Source organism: Bradyrhizobium sp. A5, from assembly GCF_042076515.1.
Classification (GTDB): domain Bacteria; phylum Pseudomonadota; class Alphaproteobacteria; order Rhizobiales; family Xanthobacteraceae; genus Bradyrhizobium; species Bradyrhizobium cosmicum.
This window is the reverse complement of sequence record NZ_CP148990.1, coordinates 3,276,476-3,292,079: the sequence shown is the minus strand read 5'-3', so window position 1 is coordinate 3,292,079 and position 15,604 is coordinate 3,276,476. Positions and strand designations below refer to the sequence as shown.

Below are 15,604 nucleotides of genomic sequence, written 5' to 3'. Positions count from 1 at the left end.
CCCGCTCAGTCCTCGGCCTGCAAGTCCGCCTCGGACGGCGTCGCGTCCCGGTTGCGGGGAGCGGCCACCTGCGGCGCGAGGCTCGCGCCGAAATCAGCCTCACCGGCGGTCGCCGGCGACCACGGGCGGTCAGTGCCCCTCGCCTTCATCGCCTGAACCGCAAAACCATCCCCTCGCTGTGTCAGTGCAAGCGCGCCCTGGGCCGAAAGACGCAGCCGGTCGACCACCATCGCCGCGCAATCCGGCGGCGCGGGCCGAGCCGTCACCACCAGCGCGGCGCGGCTGCAATCGTCCGCAAGCGCATCGATGCGCAATGCCAGCGCGACCAGGCGCCCGTCGGCAAGCGGCGTCACGCAACCTGACTCGTCGCAGGACACGCCGTCGCTGAGCGAGGCGCCGCCGGCGCCGCGCGGATCGGCGTCGGCCGCCAGCCACTCCTTCAACAGAAAGCTGTCCCTGCTCGCCCGGATCAGATGCAGGTGTCCGTCCCTGCCCCGCACCGCAACGCTCTGGCCGTCACCGGCGATGAGAATGTCAGGTTGCCGAACGAATAGGCCCCAGGCGATCGCAGCCAACAGCAACAGCCCGCCCGACCAGCGCAGCGGCGTGCGCAGCAGGCCCATCACAATGATCCCGAGGCTGGCCGCGATCAGTGGCGCAATGCCGAAAGCCGGGATGCGGCCGATCGCGCCCGGCAACGCCGCCACCCAGCGCGACACCGCGATCATCCAGTCGATGCCGATCCCCATCAGCCACCAGAACACACCATCTAGTCCGAACGGCGCCGCAATTAGTCCCAGCAGTCCGGCCGGCATCACCAGCGCGATCCGCGCCGTCGCCGAATGATCGGGCGAGACGAACAGGTTCGGCATGCCGATCTGCACCAGCGCCACCAGCCCGAGCGTTGCCGCGAACGACATCTGAAAACTGGGATGAACGAGCGACTCCGGCGCCACCGCGAGCACGATCAACGCGGCCACCGCCAGCGTGCGGAAGGTGATGGCGCGCCTATCGACCATCACCGCGATCAGGACCACAGCCGTCATGAAGAACGATCGTTGCGTCGCGACCTCCGCCCCCGACAGCAGCAGGTAGAACGCGGCTGCGACGAGCGCCGCAGCCGCCGACCACTTCTTGATGGCAAAGCCGACCGCCAGTCCCGGGATCAGAGCCAGCAGTGCACGCACCGCGAAGAAGACCACGCCGGCGACGACGGCCATGTGGTAGCCGGAGATCGAAAGCACGTGACCGAGCCCCGAGATGAACATCGCATCGTTCACGGGCGTGGTGATCGCATCGCGCCGACCTGTCAGCAGCGCGGTCGCGATCGCGCGGTTGTCGCCGTCGAGCGTGGCCCGAATGCGCGCATCGATTGCATCGCGCAGCCCCTGCATGATCGCGGCATAGCGCAGCCGCAGTCCACCGGCATCAGGCGGCACGGAGGCAGCGATCGCGCCCATCACGAAGCCGGACGCACCGATGCCCTGAAAGAACATGTCGCGTGAGAAATCGTAGCTGCCCGGGCGCACCGGCGAAATCGGCGGCATCAACCGCGCCTTCAGCTGCACGAAGCTGCCGACCTCGGGGGCTGTCCCCTTGCGCACCGAGAGGCGCACGCGCTCGAGCTTGACGTCGCTGCGCTGCGCCTCCATCGCGGTGACGCGCAGCACGAAACGGTCGGTGCGCTCGCGGATGTCACGGGTCTCGACGAAGCCCGACAGCGACACCGAATAGAGCGATTTTGCCAGCACCGTGTGCGCGATGCGCGCCGTCTTCCAGGTCGCCACGGCAAAGCCGGCCGCGACCGCCGCGATCATGATCGCAGGCGCAAACAGTCGGCTTCGTCGCAGCAGAACCGCGCCAAGCGCGAGCGCGATGGCCGTCGCCGCAACGACCCAAAGCACGGGCTCATGATCGGCGGCAAAGTACAGCGCAATGCCGCCACCGAAGGCGACGGGGACCCACGGCAACAGCCGCCCGGCGCCGGCCTCCGCGCGTCCCCATCCGCGCAGCGTCTCGACGATGGCAGGCCAAAGGCCAGACCCTGCCGGCGCGAGGCCGCCAGCCGACGCAGGTCTGCCGACGGGCCAGGTCCCCGCGACACTCTGGGACCGTACTGGCCAGCCCGGCTCCGCCATTCCCTGCACCTTGCGATACGCGACGGGGCCAGAGGCTACCGGAACGTGCAGGCACGCGAATAGCGGAACGGATCAGGAACGGGCGGGCGCGAGCCCTACTTTTCCTCTTCCATCGTCACGGCGACGTCAGCCTTGGCGGACAGCCGGACCTTGTTGCCCTCGACACCGGCGACGAGGCCCTTGTCGATGAAGTGATGATGGCCCTTGTGGCTGCCCTCGCCGCTGTCCTTCTTGGTCAGCTTGATGCGGTTGCCCTCGACCTTGTCGACGGTGCCGATATGGACGCCGTCGGCGCCGATGACTTCCATATGCTCTGAGATATTGTTCATGGTGGTTCCTCTTCTGGACCCACACAACGCACGGAACGAGCTTCGGTTCGTATTCTTCTGTCATTCCGGGATGGCCCGGTGGGCCAGGCCCGGAATCCATAACCCCACGCTGTGGTTATGGATTCCGGGCTCGCGACTTCGTCGCGCCCCGGAATGACGAAACTGATGGAGTGACGCGAACGTCAGATCAGCGGCGCCTTCGCCGAGGCGTGGTGATTGACGATCTTCCAGTCGCCGTCCTCGCGGATGATGACCCAGCTCATCTTGACGACGAGATCGGGGCGTTCGCCGGCAAGATCGAACGAGATGGTCGCGCCCATGTTGATCAGGTCAGGGCCGGCCTGCGCGGCCTGCACCTCGGAAAACACCGCGCCCGGCCTGCGCCAGCGCGGCAGGCCGTTGAAATAGTCGGCGACGCCGTCCCTGCCCCTGTAGAGCTTTGGGTTGGAGCCGAAGAAGAACGCGTTCTTGGCATAGAGCGACGACAGCGCGGCGGCGTCGAGCGTGGCGAAGCCGGCGCACCATCTCGCGATGATGGCGGAAACGATGGCGTCGGCTTCACTGCCCATTGTGGTCCCTCAGCCCTTCTCAGCCTTTGGCGACTTCCTTCGCGAACGTGTCGCGCAGACCGATGGTCCTGGAGAATACCGGCTTGCCCGGCGTCGAGTCCTTGTCGCGCACGAAATAGCCCTGACGCTCGAACTGCATCGGCTCGGTTGAATTACTCTCCGCAACCGATGCCTCGATCCGGGCGTCCGCCAAAATCTCCAGCGACTGCGGATTGAGGTCGGCCGCGAAATTCGAGGCGTCCGGGCTCGGGTTGGCGAACAGCTGGTTGTAGATGCGGATCTCCGCCGGCCTGGACGTTGCCGCAGGCAGCCAGTGCATGGTCGCCTTGACCTTGCGGCCGTCGGGCGCGTTGCCGCCCTTGGTCGCGGGATCGTAGGTGCAGCGCAGCTCCACCACCTGGCCGGCATCGTTCTTGATCACGCCGGTGCACTTGACGAAATAGGCGTAGCGCAGCCGCACCTCGTTGCCCGGTGACAGGCGGAAGAACTTCTTGGGCGGGTTCTCCATGAAGTCGTCCTGCTCGATATAGAGCTCGCGGCCGAAGGTGATCTTGCGCGTGCCGGCGCTGGGATCGTCGGGATGGTTGATCGCCTCGAGCTCCTCGGTCTGCCCTTCCGGATAGTTGTCGATCACCACCTTGAGCGGCCGCAGCACCCCCATGCGCCGCTGTGAGGTGCGGTTCAGCTCCTCGCGGATGCAGAATTCGAGCATGCCGACATCGACCACGCTGTTGGCCTTGGCGACGCCGATGCGCTTGACGAATTCGCGCAAGGCCGCCGGCGGCACGCCGCGGCGGCGCATCCCCGCCATGGTCGGCATCCGCGGATCGTCCCAGCCGGCGACATGGCCGTCGCGCACGAGCTGGGTCAGCACGCGCTTGGACAGCAGCGTGTAGGTCAGGTTGAGCCGCGCGAATTCGTACTGATGCGGCTTCGACGGCACCGGCAGCTTCTCGATGAACCAGTCATAGAGCGGCCGGTGGTCCTCGAACTCCAGCGTGCAGATCGAGTGCGTGATGCCTTCAATGGCGTCCGACTGCCCGTGCGCATAATCGTAGCTCGGATAGATGCTCCACTTGGTCCCGGTGCGCGGATGGTGCGCATGCAGGATGCGGTACAGCACGGGGTCGCGCAAATTGATGTTGCCCGCCGACATGTCGATCCTGGCCCGCAGCACGCGCGCGCCGTTGGGGAATTCGCCGGCCTTCATGCGGCGGAACAGGTCGAGATTCTCGTCCACGGAGCGATCGCGGAACGGCGAGTTCTTGCCGGGCTCGGTCAGCGTGCCGCGCGCAAGACGGATCTCCTCCTGGGTCTGGTCGTCGACATAGGCGAGCCCGTCGCGGATCAGCTTCTCGGCCCATTCGTACAGGCGGTCGAAATAGTCCGAGGCGAAGAACAGGTTCTTGCCCCAGTCGAAGCCGAGCCAGCGCACGTCGGCCTGGATGGAATCGATATATTCCTGCTCTTCCTTGACCGGGTTGGTATCGTCGAAGCGCAGATGGCAGCGGCCCGGAAACTCCTGGGCGATGCCGAAATTGAGCGCGATCGACTTGGCGTGGCCAATATGCAGGTAGCCGTTCGGCTCCGGCGGGAACCGGGTCACGATCTCCTTGTATTTGGCCTGATCGAGGTCTGCCTGGATGATGTCGCGAATGAAATCGCGCCCAACCTCAGTCGCCACCGGTTCTGTGCTCATCCTGGAATCCTGTAGGGAAATCAGCGGTCCTTCTGCCAAATCCGCGTGGCTGAGCCAAGGGCTTAAGCAAGGCTTTGGCGGTCCGCTGCCGGGCTTTAGTTATGCTCCGGTCCTGTTATATACCACCGCCTCCAATGCATAGGCCCTGCCAAGAATGACCGATTCCGTCGTCACCCGCTTTGCTCCCTCCCCGACCGGCTTCCTCCATATCGGGGGCGCCCGCACGGCGCTGTTCAACTGGCTCTATGCGAAGAAGCACGGCGGCAAGATGCTGCTCCGGATCGAGGACACCGACCGGGAGCGCTCCACGGAGGCCGCGATCGGCGCGATTTTGGACGGGCTGAAATGGCTGGAGCTCGGCTGGGATGGCGACGTCATCTACCAGTTCAGCCGCGCCGCTCGTCACCGCGAGATCGCCGAGCAGTTGCTGGCCGACGGCAAGGCCTACCGTTGCTACGCCACGGCCGAGGAACTCACCGCCATGCGCGAGAAGGCGCGCGCCGAAGGCCGCACCCGCCTGTATGACGGCCTGTGGCGCGACCGCGATCCTGCGACCGCGCCGTCCGACGTCAAGCCGACCATCCGCCTGCGCGCACCGCAGACCGGCGAGACCGTGATCGAGGACCAGGTCCAGGGCCGCGTGGTCTGGCAGAACGAGAACCTCGACGATCTCGTCCTGCTGCGCGGCGACGGCAACCCGACCTACATGCTCGCGGTGGTGGTGGACGACCACGACATGGGCGTCACCCATGTCATTCGCGGCGACGACCATCTGATCAACGCCGCGCGCCAGAAGCAGATCTACGATGCGATGGGCTGGGCGCTGCCGAGCATGTCCCACATCCCCCTGATCCACGGCCCGGACGGCTCGAAGCTCTCCAAGCGGCACGGCGCGCTCGGCGTCGATGCCTACCGCGCCATGGGGTACCTCCCGGCGGCGCTGCGCAACTACCTCGTCCGCCTCGGCTGGAGCCATGGCGACCAGGAGATCTTCTCGACCGAGGAGATGATCGCCGCGTTCGACCTCGCCTCCGTCGGCCGCGCCGCCGCCCGCTTCGATTTCGCCAAGCTGGAAAACCTCAACGGTCACTACATCCGCCACGCCGACGATCAATCGCTCGTGAAGATGTTCGAGGACGTGCTCGACCATTTGGTGCCGAGCCGCGACGAGCTTAAGGCCAAGTTAAACGACGGCACGCGGGCTCAGCTTCTCAAGGCGATGCCGGCCCTGAAGGAGCGCGCCAAGACGCTGATCGAGCTGATCGACAGCGCCTATTTCATCTTCGCCGACCGCCCCCTGGAGCTCGATCCCAAGGCTGCCGCGCTGCTGACGGCGGAAAACCGCAAGCTGATCGGCCAGCTTCATTCCGCGCTGGAGAAGGTCGAGACGTGGAGCGGCGCCACCACCGAAGCCGCGCTGCGTGCTTTCGCCGAGGAAAATAGTCTCAAGCTCGGGGCGGTCGCGCAGCCATTGCGGGCAGCGCTGACGGGGCGGACGACGTCGCCTGGTATATTCGAGGTTTTGGACGTGCTGGGACGCCAGGAGAGCCTCGGCCGGCTTAACGATCAGTCTACGACGTAAGTAGGCCATGCCTGCCATGATCTTGCAGCGCACACAGCAATAATATACCCATCTCCCCCATACCTTCTGGAATATCCGGCCTGCCTCACCATGTCTTCGGGGCCTTCCGGGTCCGGCCCGTTTCACCACACATCGGGGACCTCTGATGGACGCAAAAGCAAGCAATAAGACCGCCACGCTGACGGTCGGAAACAAGAACTACGATCTCCCGATCCACAGCGGCAGCGTCGGGCCTGACGTCATCGACATCGGCAAGCTCTACGGCCAGTCCGGCCTGTTCACTTACGATCCCGGCTTCACCTCGACCGCGAGCTGCCAGTCCAAGATCACCTATATCGATGGTGACGCGGGCGTGCTGGAATACCGTGGCTATCCGATCGAGCAGCTCGCCGAGAACGGCGACTTCCTCGAGACCTGCTATCTCCTGCTGTTCGGGGAGCTGCCGACCGCCGCGCAGAAGAAGGATTTCGACGACCGCGTGATCCATCACACGATGGTGCACGAGCAGATGGCCCGCTTCTTCCAGGGCTTCCGCCGCGACGCCCATCCGATGGCGATCATGGTGGCCGCGGTCGGCGCGCTCGCCGCGTTCTATCACGACTCCACCGACATCAACGATCCCAAGCAGCGCATGATCGCTTCCATGCGCATGATCGCGAAGATCCCGACGCTGGCGGCGATGGCCTACAAGTACACCGTCGGCCAGCCCTTCGTGTACCCGAAGAACTCGCTCAAGTTCGCCGAGAACTTCCTGCACATGTGCTTCGCCGTGCCGTGCGAGGACTACAAGATGAATCCGGTGCTCGCTGAAGCGCTGGACAAGATCTTCATCCTGCATGCCGACCACGAACAGAACGCCTCGACCTCGACGGTGCGCATCGCCGGCTCCTCCGGCGCCAACCCGTTCGCCTGCATCGCCGCCGGCATCGCCTGCCTCTGGGGCCCGGCGCATGGCGGCGCCAACGAAGCAGCTCTTGCGATGCTCGCCGAGATCGGCACCGTGGACAAGATCCCCGAGTTCATCGCCAAGGTGAAGGACAAGAACAGCGAAGTCCGCCTGATGGGCTTCGGTCACCGCGTCTACAAGAACTACGATCCGCGCGCCAAGATCATGCAGAAGATGTGTCACGCCGTGCTCAAGGAGACCGGCCATGGCGACGACCCAATGCTGAAGGTGGCGCTCGAGCTCGAGAGGATCGCGCTCAGCGACCAGTACTTCATCGACCGCAAGCTGTACCCGAACGTCGACTTCTATTCGGGCATCACGCTGAAGGCGATGGGCTTCCCGGTCTCGATGTTCACCGTGCTGTTCGCTGTCGCCCGCACCGTCGGCTGGATCAGCCAGTGGAGCGAGATGATCGAGGATCCCCAGCAGAAGATCGGCCGTCCGCGCCAGCTCTACACCGGCGTCACCAAGCGCGACTACGTCGCGATCGGAAACCGGAAGTAAGTTCAGCCTCAGGGCTTCCGAAGCGGCGCCATCTCGCGATGGCGCCGTTTTCGTTTGTAGGGATTGAAGGGTGCGCGAAGCGCAGGCTGCCCACCCGTCTCGCAACGACAGCGAAAGATTCCTACCGCCGCCCCTTCCGCATCGTCGCGAGCACGATGTCGGCGGCGAGCACGCTCGGCGGCTTGTTGCCGGTGGACATGATCGTGTCGAGCTGCGCAAATGCCTCGACCTGCTGCCGGCGCAGCGGGGAATCCGTCAGCACCTCGGACAGCGCCGGTGCGAGCTTCTCCGGCGTGCAGTCCTCCTGCAGAAACTCCGGAATGACCTCCTTGCCGATCACGAGATTGGCGAGGATCACGGAGGAGACCTTGACCGCACGGCGCAGGATGAAGGCTTCGATCGCGCTGACGCGATAGGCCGTCACCATGGGAATATTAGCCAGGGCGAGCTCCAGCGTCACCGTGCCGGATTTCGCCAGCGCCGCGTGCGCGATGCGGAAGGCGGCACGCTTCTCGGTCTCGCCGACCACGATCTGCGGCTTGACCGGCCAGTTCGCCACGCCCTCTCGAATGGTGGCTTCGAGGTGCGGCATGGTCGGCAGCATCAATTCGAATGCGCGGCCTGCGGCGTGGAGTCGTCCAAGTGTTGCGCCGAACATTTCGAGGTGATGCCTGATCTCGCTGCGGCGGCTGCCGGGCAGCACCAGCAGCACCGGCGGCTCGGCATCACGGCGCTTCTGCTCCTCGGCATTCGGCCGCAGCGACGGCAGCTCCTCGATCAGGGGATGGCCGACATAGCTGCACGGCGGCCCGCCGAGCTTGCGGTATTCCGCCGGCTCGAACGGCAGCAGGCCGAGCACATGGTCGACATAACCGAGCATGGCGCGCGCCCGGCCCGGCCGCCAGGCCCAGACCGAGGGTGAGACGTAATCGACGACAGGGATCGCGGGATTCGTCGCGCGCACGCGGCGGGCGACGCGATGGGTGAAATCGGGACTGTCGATGATGACGAGCGCGTCGGGCGCGGCCTCCAGCACGGCGTCCGCGGTCCCGCGGATCAGCCGCAGGATTTTTGGCAGTTGCTGCACCACCGCGGCGAAACCGACGATCGACAGCTCTTCAATCGGAAACAGTGTCTCGAGCCCCTCGCGCGCCATGGTGCGACCGCCGACGCCGACGAATTGCACGCCGTCGCCGAGGCGCTGGCGCAGCACCTTCATCAGCGCCGAGCCGAGCCGGTCGCCGGATTCCTCCGTCGCGATCAGGAAGATCTTCCGTTTGGGATCGCGCGTCTGCGTCACGCCGGCAGACCGATGACGAAGAGATATTTGGCGTCGGCGAACGCGATCATCGCCTGCGGCTCGGCGGCGATGGTGTTGCCGGCGATGACGGCGATTCCGGCAAGGCCGGCCTTGGCGACGCCTTCGAGCGTGCGCGGGCCGATCGTCGGCAGGTCAAAGCGCAGGTCCTGACCGCTCTTCGGCGCCTTCACCAGCACGCCCCGTCCGGTGGCGGCGCGGATGCGGCCCTCCTCGCGCAGGCGCGCCACGCGCGCCAGCAGCGCGTCAGTGCCCTCGATGTCCTCGACCGCCACCACGTGGCCGTCGATCACGACCGCGGCCTGACCGATGTCGAACGGGCCGAGTGCGGTCAGCACCGCGCGGCCGCGCTCGATGTCGGCCTTGCTGTTGTCGCTCGGCCAGGCGCGGCTGATGCAGCCCTCGGGCATCAACAGATCGGGCGCGACATCCTTGATGCCGACCATGCGAAAGCCGCCCTGCTCGAGGATGCGGCCGACGCCGGACAGCAGATGATCGTCGCCGCCGCGGAAGGCGCGGATGACGTTGCCGAGCAGCCGCAGCGTCGTGACGTCGAACCGGATCTCCGTCAGCGAAGGCCGCACCAGGGTGCCGATGAAGACCAGGTCGCGGCAGCCCTCCTCGCGGAACAGCCGCATGGCGCGGCCGAGCTGGCCGACCGAGATCCAGCGATGGCGGAATTCCTTCACCCGCGCCGGATCGCAGGCGCCGCGCAGCGGGAACAGCACCGGCGTGATGCCGTGCGCGGCAAGCGAATCGGCGACCGCGAACGGCATCGCGCCGCCCCCGGCGATCACGCCGACCGGCGATGAAATATCAGAAGCCGCCGATGTTGCGTCCGCGGCCATCCCGGACTCACTTTGCGATGGCGGGAAGACAGAGCGGGCGTTTGCCCTTGCCGATGAAGCCGAGGATTTCGGCAATCGCCGGATCCTCGCCGGCGAGCGGCCGCACCGCCTCCAGCCGCTCGGCGAACGTGCCGGCGCCGTGGAAGAGCTTCTGGTAGAATGCGCGTACAGTCGCAAGCCGCTGCTTGGTGAACTTGCGCCGCTTCATGCCGATCAGGTTGAGGCTCTCCAGCACCGCATACTGGCCGTTGACGAGGCCATACGGGATGACGTCGTCGCGCACGCCGCAGACCCCGCCGACCATCACGTAGGGACCAATCCGCGTGAACTGATGCACCGCGGACAGGCCACCGATATAGACGGCATCGCCGATCTCGCAGTGGCCGCCGAGCGTCGCTGAGGTCGCGAAGATCACGTTGTTGCCGACCATACAGTCATGACCGACGTGACTGTTGTTCATGAAGTAGCCGTCATTGCCGACGCGCGTCAGCCCGCCGCCCTTGATGGTGCCGACGTTCATCGTCGCGCCTTCGCGGATGGTGCAACCCGAGCCAATCTCGAGCTTTGTGGGCTCGCCCTTGTAGCTGAGATCCTGGGGCGCACCGCCGAGCACCGCGAATGGCGAGATCACGCAGTTGTCGCCGACCGAAGTGTGGCCGATGACCGTGACCTGTCCGATCAGCTTGCAGTTCTTGCCGACCACGACATGCGGGCCGATGATGCAATAGGGCCCGATCTCGGTGCCCTCGCCGATGACGGCGCCGTCCGCGACCCGTGCGGTGGGATCAATCTTACTCATCAAGCAATCTGACTCATCAAGAAGGTCTGGTTAGGTGTTGAAGTCGCTTGGTTTTCCGGTGGTTAGCGCGACTATGCCCGATCTGTCCAGTGGCGTATCATCTCGGCGTGTTTCAGGCGCCGGGTGAACCGGCCTTCGCATCCCTTCAACGCGCTCATGTGGAGGTTTAAGTCATCGTGGTCAGGGCTCTGGCAATCCTGCTCGCACAACTCGCGACCGCACCGATCGTGTCGGAGACGGTCGAGACCGGCGAACGCCGTCTTGTCGATCTCGGGACATTCGAGTGCCGCGATATCACCCGCAGCACGGTGCTGCAGCGGGTCTGCTACGACCCTGCGCAGCAGGACCTCATCGTCGCGGTTGGCGGCGCTTATGGCCGCTATTGCGGCGTGACCGCGGACATGGTCGAGCGCCTGCTGGGCGCTCCGTCCATGGGCCGGTTCTTCAACCAGAATCTCAAGCGCGAGGCTGTGTCCGGCCGTTACGACTGCCCGACGTAAGAAGCCGCCTTAGTCCGTGAGCATGGCGCCGACGTCGGCTTCCGCAACGACCTGGCCGTTGACCTTGGCGTCGCCGTGAAACCACCACATCGCCTTGCGGCGTCCGATCGAGCGCATGTGATATTCGATGGTGTCGCCGGGCAGCACCGGCTTGCGGAACTTGCACTTGTCGATGGTGAGGAAATACACCGCGCGCGGCTTCTCCGTGCCCTCGACCGAGGTGATGCCGATCACGCCGGCGGTCTGCGCCATCGCTTCGATCATCATCACGCCGGGATAGACCGGGCGTTCCGGGAAATGCCCCTGGAAGGCCGGCTCGTTGAAGGTGACGTTCTTGATGCCGATTCCGCTGTAGTCGGCGCGGATGTTGATCACCCGGTCGATCAGCAACATCGGAAAACGGTGCGGCAACGTCCGGAGGATCGCATTGATATCCACCAGCTCGAACTTGATGGGTGATTCCGCCGTCATTCCCGTCCCTCGTTCTTCGGATCGGCCTTGCTGTCGCGTACCAGGCGCTCCACCGCGATAATTTCCTTGAACCACTGCTTGGTCGGCTTGGCAAAAAAGCCACCCCAGCGACCGTTCGGCGGGATGTCGTCCTTGACGCCGCTCATCGCGGTGACCTGGGCCCCGTCGCCGATCTTGAGGTGATTGTTGATGCCGACCTTTGCTCCCAGCGCCACGTTGTCGCCGATCGTCAGGCTGCCCGCGAGCCCGATCTGGGCCGCGAGCAGGCAATTCCGGCCGATCGTCACATTGTGGCCGATCTGGACCTGATTGTCGATTTTGGTGCCCTCCCCGATCACGGTGTCGCGCAGAGATCCGCGATCGATGGTGGTGCCGGCGCCGACTTCCACATTGTTCTGGATCAGCACGCGGCCGGTCTGGGGCACTTTCACATGGCCCTCGGGGCCGAAGAAGATGAAGCCATAGCCGTCCTGGCCGATCGAGCAGCCGGGGTGGATGAGCACGTCATTGCCGATCAGCGCACACTGGATGGCCGTACGGGCGCCGACATTGCAGTCCCGGCCGATCTTGACCCCGGGACCAATGACAGCGCCGGCGCCGATCACGGTGCCACTGCCGATCTCGACATCCGGGCTGATCACGGCGAGGGGATCGACAATGACGTCGTCTTCCAGCCGCGCCGAGGGGTCGATGATGGCCGACGGCGCAATGCCGGCATTGCCGACCCAGGACTGCGGGCGCAGGGCATCGCCGTGCCATTGCCGGGCGATCCCGACGAAGGCACGGAACGGCTGCGCCACCCGTAGCACGGCCACGTGCGCGGGCACCTGGGCTTCGAAGCGCGGGCTCACCAGGCAAGCGCCGGCCTTTGTCGCCTTCAGATCGTCGGCATATTTGAGGTTGTCGAAGAACGCCAAGTGCATCGGGCCGGCCTCGTCGAGCGAAGCCAGACCCGTGATGACGTGGTCGCCCCTCGCGGGATCGACCAGTTGCGCCTTGGTCAGCGCGGCGATGTCAGCCAGCGCTGAGGCAGGCGGTTTCTTGAAGAAGGTCGGCTGCGCCATTCCACCCCGTCGCGGTCCGGCTTCGGCATGAAGCGGTCAGGCCGCATCATGCCTCATCTCTTTAAGTGGCACGATCCCTTTCGGAAACCGGCTCCGCTGGTCCGGATCGTGCCGTGCTGATCGAATTAGAACGAGGTGCCGCCGCCGAACCTGAACTCCTGCGTACGGTCGTACTTGCCCTTAGTGAGCGGCACGGCGTAGTCGAAGCGCAGCGGTCCAAATGGCGACTGCCAGATCAGGCCGACACCCACCGACGACCGGACGACATTGCCGTTGTCATACACGAGGCCGGTACAGGTTCCAGCCGTGGCCGGGTTGACCGTCGATGCCGTGCAGTTCGAGTTCTTGGTCGTGGTCATTTCGTTGGTCAACGACCACGTCGTCGGGCCCTGATAGTCGAACAGGCCGCCGGCGTCGGCATAGACCGCACCCTTCAGACCCACTTCCTTCGGCAGGAACCAGAACGGCATCTGCAATTCGAGCGATGCCCCCCAATATTTGGTGCCGCCAAGCGCGTCCTGCGTGCCGAAGGGGTTCAGATCACGCGGACCGATGCCGTTCGGGGCAAAGCCGCGCACGAGGTTCGGGCCCATCTGGAAGTGATCGAGCATGCGCAGATCCTGGCTGCCGATCTTGTTCAGCATGCCGCCCTGGAGGCGAGCGAGGCCGACGATGTCAGACACCAGCGGAGCATAGTACTTCGCATCAACAACAGTCTTCAGGTAGGAGACGTCGCCGCCCACGCCCGCGAAATCCTGACGGAAGTCGACGAGCAGGCCGTCGGTCGGGTTCTTGTTGTTGTCCAGCGTGTTGTAGGTCAGCGTGTAGCCAAGCGCCGAAGTCAGGGTCTTGCCGTTGGCAAGCTCCTTGCGCACCGGCAGCGAGGCTTCGCCATCGCTGTAGCAGCCGAGGCCGTTGGTAGCGCTCAGGTCGATCGGCGGCGTCTGCGATGCGGCGAAGGCCGGGCTCGGGTTGAAGGCCGAGGAACCGAGGACGTTGTTACAGTTCGACAGATAGCCCGGCAGCTGGATTTCCTGCTGGTAGATCGAGTAACGCAGCTGGAGCGCCAGATCTTCACGCAAGGAGAAACCGAGGCGCGGCGAGAAGCCGAGCGTCTTGGTGCCATAGGAGATGTAGCTGTTGGAGAGCTGCTGGCGCTGATAGAGGTCGAGGCCGAGCGCGACGCGGTAGTCGAGCAGGTACGGCTCGACGAACGACAGCGAATAGCCGCGGGCATACTGGCCGTAGGTCACCGACGCCTTGGCGAACAGGCCGCGGCCGAGCAGGTTGCGCTCGGAGACCGAGACTTCGGCCAGCGCACCGTCGGTCGTGGAGTAACCGCCCGAGACCGAGAAGTCGCCGGTCGATTTCTCTTCGAGATCGACGATCAGGACCACGCGGTCGCTGGATGAGCCGGGCTCGGTCGTGATCTTCACGGTCTTGAAGTAGTCGAGGTTCTTCAGGCGGCGCTCGGCACGGTCGACCAGCGCACGGTTGTAGGCATCGCCCTCGGAGATGTCGAACTCGCGACGGATCACGTAGTCGCGCGTGCGAGTGTTGCCGCGGATGTTGATGCGCTCGATATAGGTGCGCGGGCCTTCGTCGATGTTGAACACGACGGAAACGGTGTGCGCCTCGAAGTTGCGGTCGCCGCCGGGACGGACCACGGCGAAGGCAAAGCCGCGACGCGACGCCTCGATCTGCATCTCCTCGACCGATTTCTCGACCGTTCGACGTTGTAGAGCGCGCCGACATTGACGCGCGAATAGGCGCGCATCGAGGTCGGGTCGAAGTTCGCAATGCTGGAGCGGAAGTCGACGGTGCCGACGCGGTACTGCGAGCCTTCCTCGATCTTGAAGGTGACGTTGAAGCCCTTCTTCTCCGGATCGTATTCGGTGAGCGCGGCCACGACCTGGACGTCGGCAAAACCGTTCTTGAGATAGAAGCGGCGAATCAGGTCGCGGTCGGATTCGACGCGATCCGGATCATAGATGTCGTTGCTGGCGAGGAAGCTCAGCAGGTTCGATTCGTGGGTCCTGATGACGTCGCGCAGGCGGTAGGACGAGAACGCGTTGTTGCCGACGAACTCGATCGACTTGACGCCGGTCTTGGCGCCCTCCTCGACCGTGAAGATCAGGTCGACGCGGTTATTCGGCTGCTCGATGATTTCGGGCGTGACGCGCACGTCGTAGCGGCCGGACCGGCGATAGATCTCGGCGATTCGCAGCGTGTCGGACTGCACCATGGCGCGGGAGAAGGTGCCGCGCGCCTTGGACTGGACCTCGGTGGTGAGCTGCTCGTCCTTGATCTTCTTGTTGCCCTCGAAGGCAACGCGCCCGATCACCGGGTTTTCCACCACGGAGACGATGATCTGGCCACCAGCGCCACGGTTGATTCGCACGTCCTGGAACAGGCCGGTCTCGATCAACGCCTTCAGGCCGTCATCGATGGCGCCCTGATCCAGGCGGCCACCGGGGCCCGGCTTGAAATAGGAGCGGATCGTCTCCACCTCGACACGGCGATTTCCTTCGACGGAAATCGACTGGACGGTCTGAGCGAGCGCAGACGAAGACACAAAAACAGCCCCAACCGGGGCAACCACCGGCGCGCCGAGCATGATCAGGGTTGCGAGCAAGCCACCCCGGAGTCGCAGTCCAAACTTCATTGCGCAACGCGCCCTTATCAGTACCAGACCCAACCCCAACGCTGGTCCGGGAGATTCCCCAAGTTCGAAGCCGCTTGTAGCCAATTTCCTCGGTGCCGCAAACGGCAGCAGACACCGTAATTTCAATTTCATTCCAAGACGTTGCTGATCAGCAACGCCACAAAAAAGCCCC

At 64.8% G+C, this 15,604-nt stretch carries 12 protein-coding genes and 1 pseudogene; 3 read left to right on the top strand and 10 right to left on the bottom strand.

The features are described from left to right. Positions 1-5: 5 nt before the first annotated feature. The 4 genes from WHZ77_RS15735 to WHZ77_RS15720 all read right to left on the bottom strand — a co-directional run bounded on the left by WHZ77_RS15735 (position 6) and on the right by WHZ77_RS15720 (position 4,735). Positions 6-2,138 carry a ComEC/Rec2 family competence protein gene (locus tag WHZ77_RS15735; RefSeq protein ID WP_375314441.1) on the bottom strand — a complete coding sequence of 711 codons (2,133 nt, stop codon included), beginning with the start codon at positions 2,136-2,138 and terminating at the stop codon, positions 6-8. A 95-nt stretch (positions 2,139-2,233) separates the two neighbouring features. Continuing rightward, positions 2,234-2,467 carry a DUF2171 domain-containing protein gene (locus WHZ77_RS15730; protein ID WP_375314440.1) on the bottom strand — a complete coding sequence of 78 codons (234 nt, stop codon included), beginning with the start codon at positions 2,465-2,467 and terminating at the stop codon, positions 2,234-2,236. Positions 2,468-2,649: 182 nt separating this feature from the next. Continuing rightward, positions 2,650-3,036, bottom strand: coding sequence for an SgcJ/EcaC family oxidoreductase (locus tag WHZ77_RS15725; RefSeq protein ID WP_375314439.1), 387 nt, complete (start codon positions 3,034-3,036; stop codon positions 2,650-2,652). A 19-nt stretch (positions 3,037-3,055) separates the two neighbouring features. Then, the gene (locus tag WHZ77_RS15720; RefSeq protein ID WP_375314438.1) at positions 3,056-4,735 is read right to left on the bottom strand and encodes a glutamine--tRNA ligase/YqeY domain fusion protein; all 1,680 of its coding nucleotides are present in this window, start codon (positions 4,733-4,735) and stop codon (positions 3,056-3,058) included. Positions 4,736-4,889: 154 nt separating this feature from the next. Between WHZ77_RS15720 and gltX the strand changes: the two genes are divergently transcribed. Together gltX and gltA are read left to right on the top strand one after the other, a co-directional pair. Continuing rightward, positions 4,890-6,317, top strand: coding sequence for a glutamate--tRNA ligase (gene gltX, locus WHZ77_RS15715; protein WP_375314437.1), 1,428 nt, complete (start codon positions 4,890-4,892; stop codon positions 6,315-6,317). Between the two features lie 145 nt (positions 6,318-6,462). Further along, the gene (gltA, locus tag WHZ77_RS15710) at positions 6,463-7,767 is read left to right on the top strand and encodes a citrate synthase (protein ID WP_015685836.1); all 1,305 of its coding nucleotides are present in this window, start codon (positions 6,463-6,465) and stop codon (positions 7,765-7,767) included. A gap of 121 nt (positions 7,768-7,888) precedes the next feature. Here the strand turns inward: gltA and lpxB are convergent, their stop codons facing one another. The 3 genes from lpxB to lpxA are packed head-to-tail and all read right to left on the bottom strand — an operon-like array spanning position 7,889 to position 10,732. After that, a complete protein-coding gene (gene lpxB, locus WHZ77_RS15705; RefSeq protein ID WP_375314436.1) occupies positions 7,889-9,067 on the bottom strand; it encodes a lipid-A-disaccharide synthase in 1,179 nt (392 codons plus the stop codon). Beyond that, entirely contained in the window at positions 9,064-9,933 is an 870-nt protein-coding gene (locus tag WHZ77_RS15700; RefSeq protein WP_375314435.1) for an LpxI family protein, read from the bottom strand. Before WHZ77_RS15700 ends, lpxB begins: the two co-directional genes overlap by 4 nt. A gap of 7 nt (positions 9,934-9,940) precedes the next feature. Then, entirely contained in the window at positions 9,941-10,732 is a 792-nt protein-coding gene (lpxA, locus tag WHZ77_RS15695) for an acyl-ACP--UDP-N-acetylglucosamine O-acyltransferase (protein WP_375314434.1), read from the bottom strand. A 176-nt stretch (positions 10,733-10,908) separates the two neighbouring features. On the opposite strand from lpxA, the gene WHZ77_RS15690 reads away from it, so the two are divergent. Beyond that, the gene (locus WHZ77_RS15690; protein WP_375314433.1) at positions 10,909-11,232 is read left to right on the top strand and encodes a KTSC domain-containing protein; all 324 of its coding nucleotides are present in this window, start codon (positions 10,909-10,911) and stop codon (positions 11,230-11,232) included. A 9-nt stretch (positions 11,233-11,241) separates the two neighbouring features. On the opposite strand, the gene fabZ is transcribed toward WHZ77_RS15690, so the two are convergent. The 3 genes and pseudogenes from fabZ to bamA form a co-directional block, all read right to left on the bottom strand. Continuing rightward, complete coding sequence (gene fabZ / locus WHZ77_RS15685; RefSeq protein WP_008131325.1) at positions 11,242-11,703, bottom strand: 3-hydroxyacyl-ACP dehydratase FabZ; 462 nt, start codon at positions 11,701-11,703, stop codon at positions 11,242-11,244. Further along, positions 11,700-12,767, bottom strand: coding sequence for a UDP-3-O-(3-hydroxymyristoyl)glucosamine N-acyltransferase (gene lpxD, locus WHZ77_RS15680; RefSeq protein ID WP_375314432.1), 1,068 nt, complete (start codon positions 12,765-12,767; stop codon positions 11,700-11,702). The genes fabZ and lpxD overlap by 4 nt, the downstream gene beginning before the upstream one ends. Positions 12,768-12,892: 125 nt before the next feature. Then, positions 12,893-15,432, bottom strand: a pseudogene (bamA, locus tag WHZ77_RS15675) (outer membrane protein assembly factor BamA). Positions 15,433-15,604 lie beyond the last annotated feature (172 nt).